This window comes from Halolamina sp. CBA1230, assembly GCF_002025255.2.
GTDB lineage: Archaea > Halobacteriota > Halobacteria > Halobacteriales > Haloferacaceae > Halolamina.
Genome location: NZ_CP054587.1, coordinates 2,789,545 through 2,804,681, shown reverse-complemented (window position 1 = coordinate 2,804,681; position 15,137 = coordinate 2,789,545). Strand labels below are relative to the sequence as shown.

The 15,137-nt window shown below is 70.7% G+C and carries 19 protein-coding genes; 7 read left to right on the top strand and 12 right to left on the bottom strand.

Annotated features, from left to right (window positions below; genetic code table 11):
* Positions 1-12 precede the first annotated feature (12 nt).
* Complete coding sequence (locus tag B4589_RS14665) at positions 13-1,011, top strand: ornithine cyclodeaminase family protein (RefSeq protein WP_079234969.1); 999 nt, start codon at positions 13-15, stop codon at positions 1,009-1,011.
* Between the two features lie 39 nt (positions 1,012-1,050).
* Positions 1,051-1,458: a hypothetical protein gene (locus B4589_RS14660; RefSeq protein WP_079234968.1), complete on the top strand. Its 408-nt coding sequence runs from the start codon at positions 1,051-1,053 to the stop codon at positions 1,456-1,458.
* A gap of 6 nt (positions 1,459-1,464) precedes the next feature.
* Here the strand turns inward: B4589_RS14660 and B4589_RS14655 are convergent, their stop codons facing one another.
* On the bottom strand, positions 1,465-2,019 hold the full coding sequence (locus B4589_RS14655; protein WP_079234967.1) for a hypothetical protein: 555 nt from the start codon (positions 2,017-2,019) through the stop codon (positions 1,465-1,467).
* A 197-nt stretch (positions 2,020-2,216) separates the two neighbouring features.
* Here B4589_RS14655 and dnaG point away from each other — a divergent pair, with 197 nt between their 5' ends.
* Positions 2,217-3,656 carry a DNA primase DnaG gene (dnaG, locus tag B4589_RS14650; protein ID WP_079234966.1) on the top strand — a complete coding sequence of 480 codons (1,440 nt, stop codon included), beginning with the start codon at positions 2,217-2,219 and terminating at the stop codon, positions 3,654-3,656.
* A gap of 6 nt (positions 3,657-3,662) precedes the next feature.
* On the opposite strand, the gene B4589_RS14645 is transcribed toward dnaG, so the two are convergent.
* The 3 genes from B4589_RS14645 to B4589_RS14635 form a co-directional block, all read right to left on the bottom strand.
* Positions 3,663-4,136: a hypothetical protein gene (locus tag B4589_RS14645; protein ID WP_079234965.1), complete on the bottom strand. Its 474-nt coding sequence runs from the start codon at positions 4,134-4,136 to the stop codon at positions 3,663-3,665.
* 69 nt (positions 4,137-4,205) lie between these two features.
* Complete coding sequence (locus tag B4589_RS14640; RefSeq protein WP_079234964.1) at positions 4,206-4,613, bottom strand: GNAT family N-acetyltransferase; 408 nt, start codon at positions 4,611-4,613, stop codon at positions 4,206-4,208.
* Positions 4,610-5,965 (bottom strand): DUF92 domain-containing protein, encoded by a 1,356-nt coding sequence (locus tag B4589_RS14635; RefSeq protein WP_079235252.1) that lies wholly within the window; start codon positions 5,963-5,965, stop codon positions 4,610-4,612. Before B4589_RS14635 ends, B4589_RS14640 begins: the two co-directional genes overlap by 4 nt.
* Before the next feature lie 133 nt (positions 5,966-6,098).
* Here B4589_RS14635 and B4589_RS14630 point away from each other — a divergent pair, with 133 nt between their 5' ends.
* On the top strand, positions 6,099-6,707 hold the full coding sequence (locus B4589_RS14630) for an undecaprenyl diphosphate synthase family protein (protein ID WP_079234963.1): 609 nt from the start codon (positions 6,099-6,101) through the stop codon (positions 6,705-6,707).
* A 111-nt stretch (positions 6,708-6,818) separates the two neighbouring features.
* Here the strand turns inward: B4589_RS14630 and uppS are convergent, their stop codons facing one another.
* The gene (uppS, locus tag B4589_RS14625) at positions 6,819-7,748 is read right to left on the bottom strand and encodes a polyprenyl diphosphate synthase (protein ID WP_079234962.1); all 930 of its coding nucleotides are present in this window, start codon (positions 7,746-7,748) and stop codon (positions 6,819-6,821) included.
* Positions 7,749-7,943: 195 nt separating this feature from the next.
* Here uppS and B4589_RS14620 point away from each other — a divergent pair, with 195 nt between their 5' ends.
* Positions 7,944-8,279: an FUN14 domain-containing protein gene (locus B4589_RS14620; protein WP_079234961.1), complete on the top strand. Its 336-nt coding sequence runs from the start codon at positions 7,944-7,946 to the stop codon at positions 8,277-8,279.
* A gap of 38 nt (positions 8,280-8,317) precedes the next feature.
* Here the strand turns inward: B4589_RS14620 and B4589_RS14615 are convergent, their stop codons facing one another.
* From B4589_RS14615 to B4589_RS14600, 4 genes are all read right to left on the bottom strand, one after another.
* A complete protein-coding gene (locus B4589_RS14615; RefSeq protein WP_079234960.1) occupies positions 8,318-9,043 on the bottom strand; it encodes a ribosome assembly factor SBDS in 726 nt (241 codons plus the stop codon).
* 44 nt (positions 9,044-9,087) lie between these two features.
* Positions 9,088-9,834 carry a DUF2797 domain-containing protein gene (locus B4589_RS14610; RefSeq protein ID WP_079234959.1) on the bottom strand — a complete coding sequence of 249 codons (747 nt, stop codon included), beginning with the start codon at positions 9,832-9,834 and terminating at the stop codon, positions 9,088-9,090.
* An 87-nt stretch (positions 9,835-9,921) separates the two neighbouring features.
* Complete coding sequence (locus tag B4589_RS14605) at positions 9,922-10,104, bottom strand: hypothetical protein (RefSeq protein ID WP_079234958.1); 183 nt, start codon at positions 10,102-10,104, stop codon at positions 9,922-9,924.
* 62 nt (positions 10,105-10,166) lie between these two features.
* Entirely contained in the window at positions 10,167-10,799 is a 633-nt protein-coding gene (locus B4589_RS14600; RefSeq protein ID WP_079234957.1) for a ferritin family protein, read from the bottom strand.
* An 81-nt stretch (positions 10,800-10,880) separates the two neighbouring features.
* Here B4589_RS14600 and B4589_RS14595 point away from each other — a divergent pair, with 81 nt between their 5' ends.
* On the top strand, positions 10,881-12,038 hold the full coding sequence (locus tag B4589_RS14595; protein WP_079234956.1) for an MBL fold metallo-hydrolase: 1,158 nt from the start codon (positions 10,881-10,883) through the stop codon (positions 12,036-12,038).
* A 133-nt stretch (positions 12,039-12,171) separates the two neighbouring features.
* On the opposite strand, the gene B4589_RS14590 is transcribed toward B4589_RS14595, so the two are convergent.
* From B4589_RS14590 to B4589_RS14580, 3 genes are read right to left on the bottom strand one after another with little or no spacing between them, the layout of a single operon-like run.
* Positions 12,172-12,507, bottom strand: coding sequence for a 2Fe-2S iron-sulfur cluster-binding protein (locus tag B4589_RS14590; RefSeq protein WP_079234955.1), 336 nt, complete (start codon positions 12,505-12,507; stop codon positions 12,172-12,174).
* A 48-nt stretch (positions 12,508-12,555) separates the two neighbouring features.
* On the bottom strand, positions 12,556-12,990 hold the full coding sequence (locus tag B4589_RS14585) for a universal stress protein (RefSeq protein ID WP_079234954.1): 435 nt from the start codon (positions 12,988-12,990) through the stop codon (positions 12,556-12,558).
* A gap of 41 nt (positions 12,991-13,031) precedes the next feature.
* A complete protein-coding gene (locus tag B4589_RS14580; protein WP_079234953.1) occupies positions 13,032-13,319 on the bottom strand; it encodes a hypothetical protein in 288 nt (95 codons plus the stop codon).
* A gap of 158 nt (positions 13,320-13,477) precedes the next feature.
* On the opposite strand from B4589_RS14580, the gene B4589_RS14575 reads away from it, so the two are divergent.
* Complete coding sequence (locus B4589_RS14575; protein WP_079234952.1) at positions 13,478-15,136, top strand: flippase activity-associated protein Agl23; 1,659 nt, start codon at positions 13,478-13,480, stop codon at positions 15,134-15,136.
* The last annotated feature ends 1 nt before the right edge of the window (position 15,137 follow it).

The window sequence follows — 15,137 nt, the reverse complement described above, 5'->3', positions numbered from 1 at the left end:
AACGCTCGGCGTATGACCGAGACGCTGTTCCTGCGCAGCGACGAACTCGACGGCCTCGCCGACCCCGCGGAGTACGTCGACGCCGTCCGCGAGGGGTACCGCCAGCGTGGCGAGGGCGCCGCCGCCGAGCCGCGAACCAAACTCGGGAGCGCGGACCCGCCGGGGATGCTGACCACCTACGGCGCGGTGCTGCCCGACACGGGCGCGATGGGCGGCTACATGTACAGCGCCGGCTTCGGCGCCGAGGACGCCTGGTTCACCACACCGCTGTTCGACGCCGAGTCGGGCGAGCCGCTGGCGCTGCTCGACGGCGCATCGATGAACCCGTTCAAAACCGGCGCCACGGGCGCGGTCGGTGTGGACGCGCTGGCTCGCGAGGACGCCGACAGCGTCGCCGTCATCGGCTCCGGCGCGCAGGCGCGCGGGCAGCTCCGCTGTACCGCGACGGTCCGCGACCTCGAGACAGTCTGGGTGTTCTCCCCGACGAAGGAGCACCGCGAGTCGTTCGCGGGCGGGATGAACGAGCGTCTCGACGCCTCCGTCGCCGCGGTCGCCTCCCCCGCGGCGGCGATCGAGGACGCCGATATCGTGATCACCGCGACTACCGCATCCGAGCCGGTGTTCGACGGCGACGACCTGGAACCCGGCACCCACGTCACCGCGATGGGGCAGTACGACCCCGAGAAGCGCGAACTCGACGCGACGACCATCGAGCGATCGACGTACGTTCCGGACCTCCGGGCGCGAGCGACCCAGGACGCCGGGTCGTTCCTCCACGCGCTCGAGGAGGGCGCCGTCGACGAGAATCACGTCCACGCGGAACTGGGCGAGGTCGTCGCCGGCGAGGCCGAGGGCCGAACCGACGAGGAGGAGATCACGGTGTTCGACTCCGGCGGTACCGGGATCGAGACGGTCGCGGGCGCGTATCTGCTGTACGAGAAGGCCGTCGAGGAAGGACTGGGCGAGACGATCGAGTTCTCGCCGGCGAGCGGGGCGCTGACCGGGGAGTAGCGCCGGAAAGGCTTTGACGCCGCTGACCGACTACCGGCCGTGTTCGAGTGGCTCTTCCCCAACTGGACGCCGGCGTGGGTCGTCGCCGTGCTAGTCGGCCTGCGACTGCTCGGCAATCTCGGGCTGACCGCGGCTGTCCGTGTGGCAGCCGACGACGCGGCGACCGTCACCGCTGCGGCGCTGACGCTCACCTCGACCGTGCTCATGGTCGCGGTCCTCCGCGGTGATCTCGGTCAGACAGCGAGCTATGTCGAGTTCCTCGTTCAGCTCTCGCTGCTCGGGATCGCGGCGGTCGCCGTCGCTCGCGGGGACGGGAAACGGATGTTCACGCTCCTCGGGCGGCCGACCGCCACCGCCCGCAGCGTCGCGGCCGTCGCTGCCCTCCTCGCGCTGTCGCTGCTGTTGGTGTTTATACCGCTGTACGGCGAGGCGACCGTCGCGCCGTGACGTTTCTCAGACGATCAGCGTCACCTGCCAGTTGTAGCTGTACGCCGCGTCGTCGGCCCAGACGCTGACCGGCTGGAGGAACGTGAACTCGCCGTCGGGCCACCCCGGTTCGCCGCCGGTCAGCGCCGATATCGAGACGGTCGTGCGGACCGACTCGCCGGGCCGGAGCACGCCGTCGCCGAACCCGTCGGACTCGTCGACAGGCGCCGCACGGAGTTCGGCGTCGGTACCGTCGGCGCTCGCACGCCCGCCGGCGAACGGCGCGGGGCCGCGCGGGACGCGGTACGCCCACGATTCGTCGCTCCCGTTCGCCAGCGTCGCGACCACGCGGGGACCGGACTCGCCCAGCGACGTGGTGGCGGCGTGCTGGTGGGGCAGATCCGCGAACTGCTGGTAGTGGATCGCCGTCAGCGGCCCGGCGTCGATCCGCCGGGTCACGGTCTCGGTGGGTGCGAGGCCGCTCTCCAGCGAGGGCGTGGCTGGCAGGTCGAGGTCGGCAGGAATCGGGCGCTCCTCGGCGCGCCCGTTCGCGTCGGCGGCACGGAGGGCACGATCGTCCATACCCGGAACGACGCGATACACCGGTAAACGTTTTCTCCCGGATCGGCCGGCGGAGCCACCCCGGACTCCGGCCGACGGCGAATGCTCGACGCCGGTGTTTCCCGGACGACGACAGCTATATCCACCCGTATCGCCTCGTTCCGATGGACGGAGCGACCGTCCGCACATCACCATTCAGCCCGGATCGGGCACTCACCATGCAAGACACAGCCAAATACCTCATCCACGCGAAGCTATCGGCGGACGGCGTCATCGAACGGAGCGACGTCGTCGGCGCGGTGTTCGGCCAGACCGAGGGCCTGCTCGGCGACGAGATGGACCTGCGGGACCTGCAGGACTCCTCGAAAGTCGGCCGCATCGACGTCAGCGTCGAGACCGAGGGCGGGCAGTCGTTCGGCGACGTGACGATCGCCTCCTCGCTCGACAAGGTCGAAACCGCGATCCTCGCGGCGTCGCTCGAGACCATCTCCCGGGTCGGCCCCTGTCAGGCCCGGATCGAAGTGACCGACATCGAGGACATCCGCGCCGCCAAGCGCCGGATCGTCGTCCAGCGCGCCAAGGAACTGCTCGCGAACTCCTTCGAGGAGAGCGTGCTCACCAGCGACGAGCTCCACGAGGAGGTTCGCGAGTCGGTCCGTGCCGGCGAGATGAACGAGTACGAAGGCTACCCGGCCGGCCCGAACGTCGCCGACGGCGACGCGGTCGTCGTCGTCGAAGGGCGAGCCGACGTCTCCCGCCTGCTCGAGTTCGGCGTGAAAAACGCCGTCGCGGTCGAGGGGACCAACGTCCCCGAGGAGATCGCCGAACTCACGCAGGAACGGACGACTACCACGTTCCTCGACGGCGACCGCGGCGGCCAACTGATCCTCCGCGAACTCGGACAGGTCGGCGATATCGACTTCGTCGCGTTCGCTCCCGACGGCGAGTCCGTCGAGGAGCTTCCCCGCGGCGAACTGCTCGCCGCGCTCCGGGAGAAAACGCCCTACGAGGTGTACGAGCGCGCCCGGGAGACCGGCGACCCCGAGTCGGCCCGAGAGGTCGCGACCGGCGGCACGCTCCGCGAATCGGGGAGTTCGGAGGGGAACCCACTCGTCGGCAGTGACGGGGCCTCGATCGGCGACGACCCGGACCGAACGGACGACTCGGCCGACGCCGGCGGCTCGTCCGCCTCGGCGGCGAGCGGACCGACGGCTGACGGCGGGTCGACCGCAGCAGTCGCCGAGGGGACGATGGTCGAGCAGGTCGAGGGAGCCACGACCGACGCGGCGGACGAGACGACGGACGCGACAGCCGAGGCCGAACGAGCGACGAGCGAAACCGAAGACGCCGACGACGAATCGGCGGAAACGACGCTCGGCGATCACGTCCGCGAGGTCGTCGGCGAGAACGCCGGCACGGTCCGGCTGCTCGACGAGGAGCTATCGACGCTGACCGAGGCGCCCGCGGACGACGCGTACGAGACCGTCGACGACAGCGAGGGCGCTCACGCGCTGGTGCTCGACGGCGAACTCGACCAGCGGACGCTCGACGCGGCTGCCGACCGCGACCTCCAGCACGCGGTCGCCCGGTCGACCGGCGAGTTCGTCAAACAGCCCGCGACCCCGCACGTGCGGCCGGTCGATGGGTTCCTCTCCTGACCTGCGCTACCCTTCCGGACACTCCGGCAGGTGGGCGGCGATATCCGGCACCGACGACCCACAGAGGCTACACTCGAACGGGTCGGTCTGTCGCCCGCCACGGCCCGTGTAGTCCACCTCGTGCCCCGCCGCCGAGAGCACCTCGCTGACCACGTCGCGCTGCTCGCGGGGGACCGACGCGCGGAGTCGCCGCCGGACGGAGTCGGCGGAGAGCTGTTCGACCTGCTCCTCGTTCGCGTCGATCCACGCCTCCACGACCGCCTCCAGGTCGTGTTCGCCGCGGAGGTACGCCACCTCCGTCAGGCCGCCGGCGACGCCCGCGGTCGACCCGCCGCCGCCGGGCCCGCCGGAGATGTTGAGCGTCCCGATCAGCGCCCGCACGGTCGTCGCGAGGTTCTGCACCGGAAGCTCCTCCCGCGGTGACGGCCCGTTCTCGGCGAGATATCGGACGGCCCGCGAGTCGGACGGCTCCTTACCCATGTGTTTACACACCACTGCTGGCTCCACCCACGTATACGTACGTGTCGAGGCACGTTTTCGGGCGACCGCTCAGCCGCCGACGACGGCCCGAAGCAGGTAGCCCGGTCCGTCGTCGTAAGCGTCGGGCTCGACGGCGATCCGCTCGAACCCGAACTCCTCGTACAGCGCCTTGGCCCCCTCGTTGTCGGCGGCGACTCGCAGCGTCACCTCGGCCCCGGGGTCGAGACAGTCGAACAGCGCGCCGAGCAGCGCGCGGCCGCGACCCTCCCGGCGGTAGTCGGGGTGGACGACCAGCTCCGCGACGGCGGCCGGCTCGCCCGGAAACCAGAGCAGGTAGCCGACCACGTCGCCGTCGGCGACGGAGACCAGAAGTTCGCCGCCCGCGACCGGATCGAGCAGCTCCGGGGCCGGTTCGGGGAGGCACTCCTGGAGGCGACGAACGGTCGGGCGGTCCCCGGAGCGCCCCTCGCGGATCACACCAGAACGGCGAGCAGCACGCTCGCCAGCGCGCCCGCAAGCGTCGCGAGCAGGTTCACCGTCTCGTTCTCGAGGCGGTCGCCCTCGACGGTGGCGCCGAGCACGCTGTCGGCGGTCATCCCCGCGAGGCCGCCGGCGGTGACGAGGCCGACCACGACCCCGGGCGAGCGCGTGACGCCGAGCAGCGCCACCGCCAGCACGCCGACGACCGCGCTGCCGACGACGCCCGCGAGTTCGCCCTGCCAGGTGATCGCGCCGTCCGTACCGGGAGGGACGCGCTCGCCGGTCGTGACCAGCCGCGGCGTGTCGAACAGCCCGCCGATCTCACTGGAGAGCGTGTCGCCCATCGCCGTCGCGAGCGAGCCGGCGAACGCGAGACGGAACAGGTCGGCGTCGACCATCGGGAGGTCGCCCGCGGCGGCGTAGCCGACGACCGCGAGGAGCGCGATGCCGGCGTTGCCGAGCACGTTGCCCAGCCCGCGGGCGCCCTCGTTCTCCTCGGCGACGCCGCGGTCGGCTTTCTCCTCGTAGCGGAACTTGGTCGAGAGCGTCCCCACGCCGAAGAAGGTGAGCAGGAGGACGAACCAGCCCGGCCCGCCGAGACCGATGGTGACCAGACAGAGCAACACGCCAGAGAGCATCCCCTCGACGGAGGCGGTGCCGGTGGCGTAGGTGAGGATCCCGAGGAACAGCGCGACGCCCAGCGCAAGCCCCACGTCGAGGACGTGGATCGCGGGTGCGATCCCGCTGACGACGAGCATCGACGCGCCGACGGCGAACGTCACGGCGCCGGCGTCGCCCGGCGAGAGCATCGAGCGCGTGAGCGCGGCCACCAGCGCCGCCATCGCGGCGTGGAACGTGAACGTCGGCGCGGCCGCGAGGCCGGCGTCGACGCCCATCGGGACCAGCGGCAGGCTCGCCAGCGCGACGACGATCAGCTGTGCCAGCAGCGCGGCGAGGAAGGCGACGACCGTGAACGTCGAGACGACGAGGAACTGCTCGTCGAACCGGTCCCGGACCGCCGTCGCGCCGAGGTTGCCGACGCCGACGGCGACGACGCTGGCGGCGAAGGCGGGCAGCGGCATGGTGTACGACGCGGCGACCGGCGGCGCCGCGAGGAAGGCGAGCACGGCCGCCGACAGCGAGAACGCCGCGAGCCCGTACAGTCGGCCGGCCTGTCGGTCGCGCGGACGGGCGAACAGATCGAACAGCGGCCCGTCCTCGATCAGGAAGGCCGCGGCGCCGGCGACGGCGAGGAACGGCAGCACCGTCGCCCGGCCGAGCAGCGGCGCCGCGAGTGCGAGGAGGGAGACCGCGGCGAAGCCGGCGTCACGCCTGAGCCTCCGGTTCACGTCGTCGGCTACCTGCGACGCGTACTTAACGGTCCCGACACCACACTGGGGCCAGTCGCGGTACGTCCCCGTCGTTCCGTGGGCCTCACCGGCCGGCGAAGGGTTTTCGAGCACGCGAGCGCTACCGTCCCTTGTGGGAGCGTACGACGCCTACCTCGCCCTCCGCCACCGCCTCGCCGACCCCGACGGCCCCGACCACGTCGCGCTGGTGCTGACCGAGCGCGATCTGCTCGAACAGGGCGCCTACGACACCTTAGCGCGGACGCTCGCCTGGGCGTTCGACTACGGCGCCGAGCGCGTGACCGTCTCGGTGTCAGTGCTCGACGAGGCGGTCGCGCCGACGCTCGTCCGCGAGCTCCGCGACGTGGACGCGCCCCGCGAGGTCGCGGTCCGCGGCCCCGAGAACGTCGAACGCGCCGACGCGCCGATCCGGATCAACGTCGGCCTCGGCGGCCGCGGGGAGTTCGCCCGCGCGGTCCGGGAGATGGCCGAGGACGTCGCCGCCGGCGATCTCGATCCCGAGGACGTCGACGAGGAGACCGTCACCGACCACCTGGTGTTTCCGGAGGAGCCGGACCTGCTGATCAAAACCGGTGCCGAACGGCTCTCGGACTTCCTGATCTGGCAGTCCACGTACTCGGAGCTGTACTTCACCGACGTGAACTGGCGGGATTTCCGGAAGCGGGACTACCTCCGTGCAGTCCGGGAGTTCGAGGACCGACAGCGCCGCTTCGGGGAGTGAGCAGTCGGGTGGTTTGCCTGACCGCGTGCCGAGTAGACCCGTCGCCCGACTCGCCTGACCACGTGCCGAGTAGACCCGTCGCCCGACTCGCCTGACCACGTGCCGAGTCGATCAGTCCGCCGACTCGCCGGCGGAGCCGTCCAGTTCGGCGTCGATCTCCGGGGCGGCGCCGCCGGGCAGTTTCTCGCGCAGCCGGCCGGCGACCGTCCGCGCCTCGGCGAGTTCGGTCTCCGCGACCGCGCGAACGATGGCGGCCGCGCGCTCCCGGCGGGTGCGCTGCCAGGATCGCTCGCGGGACTGGTAGGTGCGGATCCCCCGTAGGAAGTCGACCTTCGAGAACTCCGGCCAGTAGGGGGCACAGAAGTACGCCGCCGCCTCGTTCCCGTTGGCGTGCCAGGGGAGGAAGTTCGAGGTGCGCTCGTCGCCGCCGGTGCGGATGATCAGGTCGACGTCGCGGACCTGCCGGCCGTAGAGCCGGTCGTCGACGAGGTCGATGTCGATGTCGGCGGGGTCCAGGTCGCCGGCGTCGACGTCTTCGAGCACGTCGCGTGCGGCCCGGAGGAGCTCGTTCCGGCCGCCGTACGCCAGCGCGACGTTGAGCCGGAACGAGTCGTAGTCGGCGGTCCGGTTCTCGGCGTAGCGGATCGCCTCGCGGACGCGCTCGGGCAGGCGGTCGGTCTCGCCGATCGCGCGGATCGCCACCCCGTTCTCGTGGATGCGGTCGTTGTCGGCGATCGACGTGAGCTTCTCCTCGAGCAGGTCGTAGAGCTGTTCGCGCTCCGCCGGCGGACGCTTGAAGTTCTCCGTCGAGAACGCGTAGAGGGTGAGCTCCTTCACGCCGAGATCCTGACACCACTCGAGCACCTGTTCGGTGGTCTCGGCGCCGGCACGGTGGCCCTCGGTGGCGTCGTCGCCCCGCTCTCTCGCGTAGCGGCGGTTCCCGTCCTGGATGATCGCGACGTGGGAGGGGCCGCCCTCGCCCTCGCGGCGGAGCAGGCGCTCGTAGGCCCGGCCGACTTGCTCTCGGACCCACTGCTTCATGGCTGTCTCTGGACCGGCGCGGCGTATGAGTCTTGTGACGCAAATCGCTGCCTAACACCGCCGTTCCGCCTTCGACCGTCTGGACGATCCCGGGCAGGTCGACGTCGAAATCGGTCCCGGCGTCGACCGTCGCCGGGCAGCTCACGGAACGGGTGTCCCACAAACCACTTAACGGAGAGCGACGCAGGTGCGGTCATGGATCCCGCCGTCTTACAGTTAGAACTCGACTTCCAGCAGCTCGGGGTGGAGGCCGGCTCCGGGGGGCTGATCGGCGCACTGGTCGGGTTCGCCGCGAAGAAGGTCGCCAAGATCATCGCCGTCCTGATCGGCATCGAACTGGCGCTGTTCAAGTTCCTCGAGTCCCGCGAGATCATCACCGTCGACTGGGAGAAGCTGACCTCCGGGCTGATGGGGGCCGGACAGGACGCCGCAAGCGGGGCGCCGCCGTCGTGGGTCGAGACGGTCCTCTCGACGATCTCGGTGTCGGCCGGGTTCACCGCCGGCTTCTACCTCGGCTGGCGGCGCGCCTGATCGGGAATGCCGAACACGCCTAACTGGGTTCGGCCCGGCTAGCGCGTCTTGATGTCGTCTTTCTCCTTGACGATCCGTGTCTCGGCCTCGCCGCTGGTCTGCTCGTTGACCATGTCGTAGAAGTCGTTCTGCATCCCGGCGGGGAACGTGACGACGCCGATCCAGGAGCCGTCGGCCTGCCACTCCTCGCGTTCGAGGTCGCCGTACTGACGGATCTTCGCCTGGGCGCTGCCAGCGTAGTCCGCGGGGACGTTGACGGCGACGGTCACCTCGTCGAACCGGATGGGGATCACCGGCCGGAGCGCGTCGAGCGCGTCGTCGACCTGTGACTCCACGGGCTCCATCGGATCGACCGAGAAGCCGGCCTCCTCGAGCGCCCGCTCGATGCGTTCCGGCGGGTGGGGCGCGTTGTCCATCTGGGGGTTGACCGCGTTCCGGGCGATCTTGTTGACCAGCGCGTTGTGCTTCTGCTCCTCCATCTCCTTGCGCTGCTCGGCGGTGATCTGGATCTCCCCGCGCTCGACGATCTCGGGGATGATCTCCAGCGGGTCAGTCGTGCCGAACACTTCCTCGAGGTCGTCCTCCGCGGGGCGATCCCCCCGCGAGGCGTTCTCGAACACGTCCTCCGCGGCGATGACGTCCTCCAGCTCGCCGTCGAACTCCCCGCGTTTCATCGCGAGGGCGGCGTCGGGGTCGATGAGCACTTCGAAACGCTCGCCGTGGGACTCCAAGCGTGCGGTGACGGCTTCGTCGAGCGGAATCATGCTTCAGGGTTCCACGGCCGGGACCATAAACCGTCGCCCTCCGGTCAGCCAAAGGCGCCCAGGCTCGACTGCATCTCGCGCTCGGTCGCCCCCTCCTGCACCTCGTACCCCACCAGTTCCCGCAGGTCGACGGCGTACGTGCTGCCGCCGCGGTCGAGCAGGAGGATCCGCCCCTTCACGCCGCGAACGGTGCCGCTGGCCATCGTCTCCGCGACCGGTCGATCCGCGAGGTTGAGCCCGTAGTCGAAGTCGAACGTGTCGATGGGGTCGAACTCGTCGAGCAGCCTCGTCCACGCGTCGTCGTCGACCGAGCGGTGGAGCCCGTCGATCTTCGTGGGCACACGGATCCGGTCCGGGATGCGCTCGGCGATACCGGCCTCGATCCGCCGGGCGGCGCGGCCGTCGTCGACAGTCCGGATGTGGGCCGCGCGGTCGGCACCCTGCTCCAGCAGCCGGGTTTCGAGGCGCCACTCCCGGGTGACGCCGACCTTGAACGTGTCGGGGGCGAACGCCGCGAGGTACACCGCGTGGTCCTCGAAACAGTCCATCTCGTCTTTCAGACACTCGCCGGTACATTTCGCACAGACCCAGACGTGGCTGTGCTGGTCGCAGTACGGCACACCGTCGGCGTCGCAGGCGACGTGCTCGCCGTCGTCGACGACGCCCGCACAGTGGCGCTCGCCCAGCGTGTAGGCGAGTTCGGTCCCGGGCGTCAGGTCGACGTACTCGACGCCGCCACCGTCGGCGAGCAGCAGGCCGCCGTCACCCGAATCGTAGCCCACGAACTGCACACGCCGGCTTGGGTGGCGCCGGACATAGGGCTGTCCATCGGTCACGAAAAACGCGAGAACAGCCGGTCGTTCGACCGGCGTCCGGGCTCAGCTCTCGGACGCGTCCCGGACGTCCATCGAGCGGCAGTCGGGGCAGCGGACGCCGATCATGCGGGTCTTCGGCAGGTCGAACTCGGAGCCACACGACGCGCACTGGTAGGTGAACACGTCGTCGTCGTCGGACCCGTCGGAGATCGCGTCCGAGATGGAACTCAGGAGTCCCACGCTCATACCCTCTATCCGGGCGCTTGTTCACCGAGCCGTTTCAAAGTTGGGCCGAACTCGTTTCGGACTCAGCAGACGGGTTTGGGATCGACGCCCATCCCCTCCAGCGCGTCGGCGTAGTCGTCGTAGGCGACCTGGACCGTGTACTCGGCGACGTCGCGGGCGTCCGCCCAGTCGTCCTCGTCGGCACACAGCGTCTCCAGTAGCTCCAGCCCGCGTTCGGTCCCCGACTCGGTCTCCTCGCGCAGCTCGCGGAACAGATCCGCCCGGGCGGTGTCGGCCTCGTTGACGAAGAAGGAGACCACCTGCTGGTGGGTTCGATCGGCCACCAGCCCGCGCCCGACCATCCCCGCGGCCACGCGCAGGACTGTGCCCTCGCGGCCGCGGAGGTACTCGTGGAGCGCACCGCCGTCGTTCGGCTCGTACCCGTCGTCCATCGCGTCGAGCACGCGCTCGCGGTGGTCGGCCTCGCGGTCGGCCACGTCGGCGAACGCCTCGCGGGCCCGCTCGTTCGGCTCGTCCTCGGCCCACTCGGAGAACGTGGTGTGGGCGGCGTGTTCGGAGTCGGCGGCCGCTTCGAGCACGCGCCGGGCCGTGAGGTCGGCGTCGGTGAGCGCGACCAGTAGCTTGTTCGAGCCGAGTCGGTTCAGTTCGGTCTCCTTCGCCTCGGTCACCTGCTCGCGGAACGTCGCGCCGTCCATACTCACGGGTTCGGCCGGCGCGAGGAAAGGTCTCCCGGCCCGGGCGCCGACGTTTTGCCCGCGCCCGCCCTACCCCGAGCCATGTCCGAGAGTCAGGGTGACACGTCGGCCGTCGACGCCGCCGAACTCGCGGCGTGGCAGCGCGAGGATCGGGCGTTCACCGTGCTCGACGTGCGGGACCGCGACGAGTTCGAGTCGTGGCATGTCGACGCCCCCGAGGCGGTCCAGATCCCCCACCAGCAGTTCATCGCCGCGCGGGCGAAGGGGACGACCGACGAACTCGTCCCCGACGGGCCGGAGCCGATCCTCGTCGTCTGTGGCGTCGGCGAGGCCAGCGCCGAGGTGGCCGAACAGCTCCGCGACGAGGATATCGACGCCCGGAACCTCGCCGGCGGGATGGAGGCGTGGGCCCGCGAGTACGAGGCGGTGGAGGTTCCCTTTACCGACGGGACGGTGCTCCAGTACCAGCGCCCCTCCTCGGGCTGTCTGGGCTACCTGCTCGTCTCGGGCGACGAGGCCGCGGTCGTCGACCCGCTGCGAGCGTTCGCCGACCGCTACGCCGACGACGCGGCGGATCACGGCGCGACAGTCCGGTACGCGGTCGACACGCACGTCCACGCCGACCACGTCAGCGGCGTCCGCGCCGTCGCCGACGCGACCGACGCCGAAATCGTGCTGCCGGAGGGCGTCGACGAACGCGGCATCGAGTTCGACCCGGACCGCCTGCTGGCGGACGGCGAGGAACTGGCCGTCGGCGACGCCGGACTCGAAACGCTCGCGTTGCCGGGGCACACCCCCGAGGGCGTGGGGTTCCGGATCGCGGACGGCGAGCACGGCGACCTGCTGCTCGCGGGCGACACGCTGTTCCTCGACGCGGTCGCGCGGCCGGATCTCGCGGTCGAGGAAGGAGACGTCGAGGCGATGGCCCGACAGCTCCACGGATCGCTCTCGGAACTCCTCGACCTGCCGGACGAAACCCGAATCGCGCCGGGGCACGTCGCGACGGCGACCAGCGCGGACGACGAGGGCCGGTACGTCGCCACGATCGGTGCCCTCCGAGACAGACACGACCTGCTCTCGCGCTCGGAGTCCGAGTTCGTCGAAGAAGTGACTGGATCGCTGCCCGAGCGCCCGTCCAACGACGCGCAGATCATCCGGATCAACCTCGGGGCCGAAGCGGTCGACGACGGGACGGCGTTCGACCTCGAACTCGGGCCCAACAACTGCGCGGCGGGGTAGCGAAGAAAGAACGGTCCGAGGCCGTCAGTCGTCCAGCCCGGCCGACCGTCGCCGGGCTGATCAGTCGTCCTCGCCGGCTCAACTTGCCGGCGAGATCCGTCGTCACAGAGGCGCGGCTGACGGTCGCCGCGCCTCAGTCGTCGTCCGCTGCCGCGTCCGCGGCGTCGGCCTCGGCGTCCTCGATGCTCGGCGGGTAGCTCCCGCGGTCGAGTTTCAGGTCGGATTTCGGGCGGGCCATGCAGGTCAGCGCGTAGTCCTCGGCCTCCTCCTCGGTCAGCGCGCGCTGTTCGACGACGGTCTGTTCGACTTCGCCTTCGAGTATCTCGGCCGAACAGGCCAGACACATCCCGACGCGACAGGAGTACTCCTGGGCGATCCCCTCCTCCATGCAGACCTGCAGGATCGGCCGGCTCTCCGGGACCTGGATGGTCTCGCCGGTGCCGACGAACTCCACGGTGTGCTCGGTCATCCCTCTGGACTGGGTAGGGAGCCGAGAAAAGCGTTTCCCGATCCGTATCTACTCCTCGTCCTTGTGCCGGATCGTGAGCACGGGCACGTCGCAGGTGCGGACGACGCGCTCGGTGACGCTGCCCAGCAGGAACCGCTCGACGCCGCTGCGGCCGTGGGTACCCATCACGACCAGATCGACGTCCTCGCTGTCGACGTAGTCGAGGATGCGGCGGTAGGCGGTGCCGGAGACGATATGGGTCTCGATGTCGATGCCCGCGGCCTCGGCGGCGTCGACGACCTCCTCGACCGCCCGCTGGCCCTCCTCCTCCAGCGCGTCGATCACCAGTTCGGAGCCGGACTCGATCGAGGAGAACGCGCTGGCGTCGACGACGTACAGCGCGTGGATGGTGGCGTCGTACGTCTCCGCGAGCGAGACGGCGTGGTCGATCGCGGCGGTCGCCGCGGGGCTTCCGTCGGTGGGAACGAGGATGTCGTCGTACATCTCGTCGTGACCGTAGGGCGGGAGGGATTAGAAACCACGGTTCAGTCCAGCGCCGCCCGTACCGCCGACTCACAGGTCTGCATCCCCTCGTAGCGCTCGTTCTCCCCCTCACCGAGCGGGACCGTCTCCGCGACGCGCCAGCCGTCGTGGTCGTACACGATCCCCTTCACCCAGTCCTCCGTCGCGAGGAGCAGCCCCACGATCGCCCCTTCGCCGGCGCCCTCGCGGTCCGCCACGTCGACGGCGATCTCCAGCGCGTCCGAGCGGTTGAACGAGGCGAGTTCGGCGTCGGTCAGCGGGCGATCCGGGAGGGAGTCGAGCACGCTCATGGCCGACGGTCGGGCGCTCGCCCCAAAGGCGCTTCCGAACGTTCCCTCGCGGCGGGGCCGCTTCCGAACGTTCCCTCGCGGCGGGGCCGCTTCCGAACGTTCCCTCGCGCCGATAGCGCTTCCGAACCTTCTTGCCACAGCGCGCGGCAGGGACGCCCATGCGCCGACTCGATCGGGTCGAGCGGGCCGTCGTCGCACTGACGGCGCTCGCAGTCTTCGCTCGATTGGTCGGCATCGGCGCGCGCCCGTTCCACTGGGACGAGGCCCGAGTGGGCTACTGGACGCTCCGTTCGCTCGAGACGGGCGTCTACGAGTACCGCCCCGTCGCTGGCGGGCCGTTCCTCTACGTCGTCGGCCGCCGACTGTTCGCGCTCGGACTCACGAGCGACGCCGCGGCCCGCCTCCCCGTCGCCCTGATCGGCGGCCTGCTGCCGCTCGGGGCGCTGCTGTTCCGCCGGCGCGACCCCGACCGAAACGGGCTCTCGGGGGGAGAAACCGCCGCACTCGCGACACTACTCGCGCTCGCGCCGCCGCTGCTGTACTACGCCCGTGTTCTCCGCGGCGATCTCCCGCTGGCGGCGTTCTCGCTCGTCGCCGTGGGCTTCGCGTGGCGCGCGCGGGATCGGGGAAGTCGCCGCGCGCTGTACGCCGCGGCGGCGGCCGTCGGCCTCGCGCTCACCACTTCGGGGTTCGTGTTCGCGGTGTTCGGCTGCTGGCTGGTCGCGGCGCTGCTGACCGTCGACGAGGTGCGCGTTCGTGGGGACGATCCGGCGACGCTCCGCGAACGCGCCCGTTCCGGCGTCGACGCCCTCGCCAATCGGTCCGTCGCGCTACTGCGCGCCGCCGCGATCACGGTCGTCGTCGCGCTCGCGTTCTACCTCCCCCGGGGCCGCGTCGACCTCACGGAGCCGTCGACGCTGCTGTCGGCGCTGGAAGCCGGCACCCTCGGCGCCATGCAGCGGTTCCTCTCGGTGCGCGTGCTCGGTCGGTACGCGCCGCCGACGTACACCAACGACCACCCGCTGCTCCCCTTCGTCGCCGGCACCGCCGAGGTGCTGCTGGCGACGGCGCTGCCCGTCGTCGCGCTCGCCGTCTGGGGGTTCTTCCGGGAGCGCTACGCCGGCCGGTCGCGGCCGCTGGTGAACTTCGCCGCCTACTGGGCCGGCGCCGGACTCCTCCTGTTCCCGGTCGCGTCGGAGGTGAGCCAGCCCTGGGTCGCCGTTCACGTGCTCGTCCCCGCGACGCTCCCCGCAGCCGTCGGGCTCACGGCGCTCTGGCGGTACGCGAGAGCGAGTATCAGCGCCGGCGACGCTGCCCGGGTCGCCGCGGCGCTCCTGCTCCTCTCCGCAGCGGGCGTCCACACCGGCGCGGTGGCCGCGGGCGAGGTGTACGACGACCCCGTGGCCGGCGATTCGCTCCCGGGGTACGCCCAGCCCGGGTTCGAGTACCAGACGGCCGTGACCGCGATGGAAGGAGCTGTCGAGGGTAACGACGGAACCGACGTGCTCTACGTCGGCAGCGATATCGTGGTCGACGACGAGTCGGCACTCGATAGCCCGCCCGTTCCGGAGCGCGCACAGGCCGCGTTCTCGGCACGCCTGCCGCTGTCGTGGTACGTCGAGCGCGCCGACGCCGAGACGGCGAGCGTCGCCGAACCGGACGCGATGTCGTCGTCACCCCCGCCGATCGTCGTCACGACGCCCGATCACCGGCTCGCGGTCGGCGATCGACTGTCGGGCTACGACCGATACACGATCGAGCAGGGGCTCACGAACCGACGGCTGATCGTGTTCGTGACGGAACGAAACGGCGAGTGAA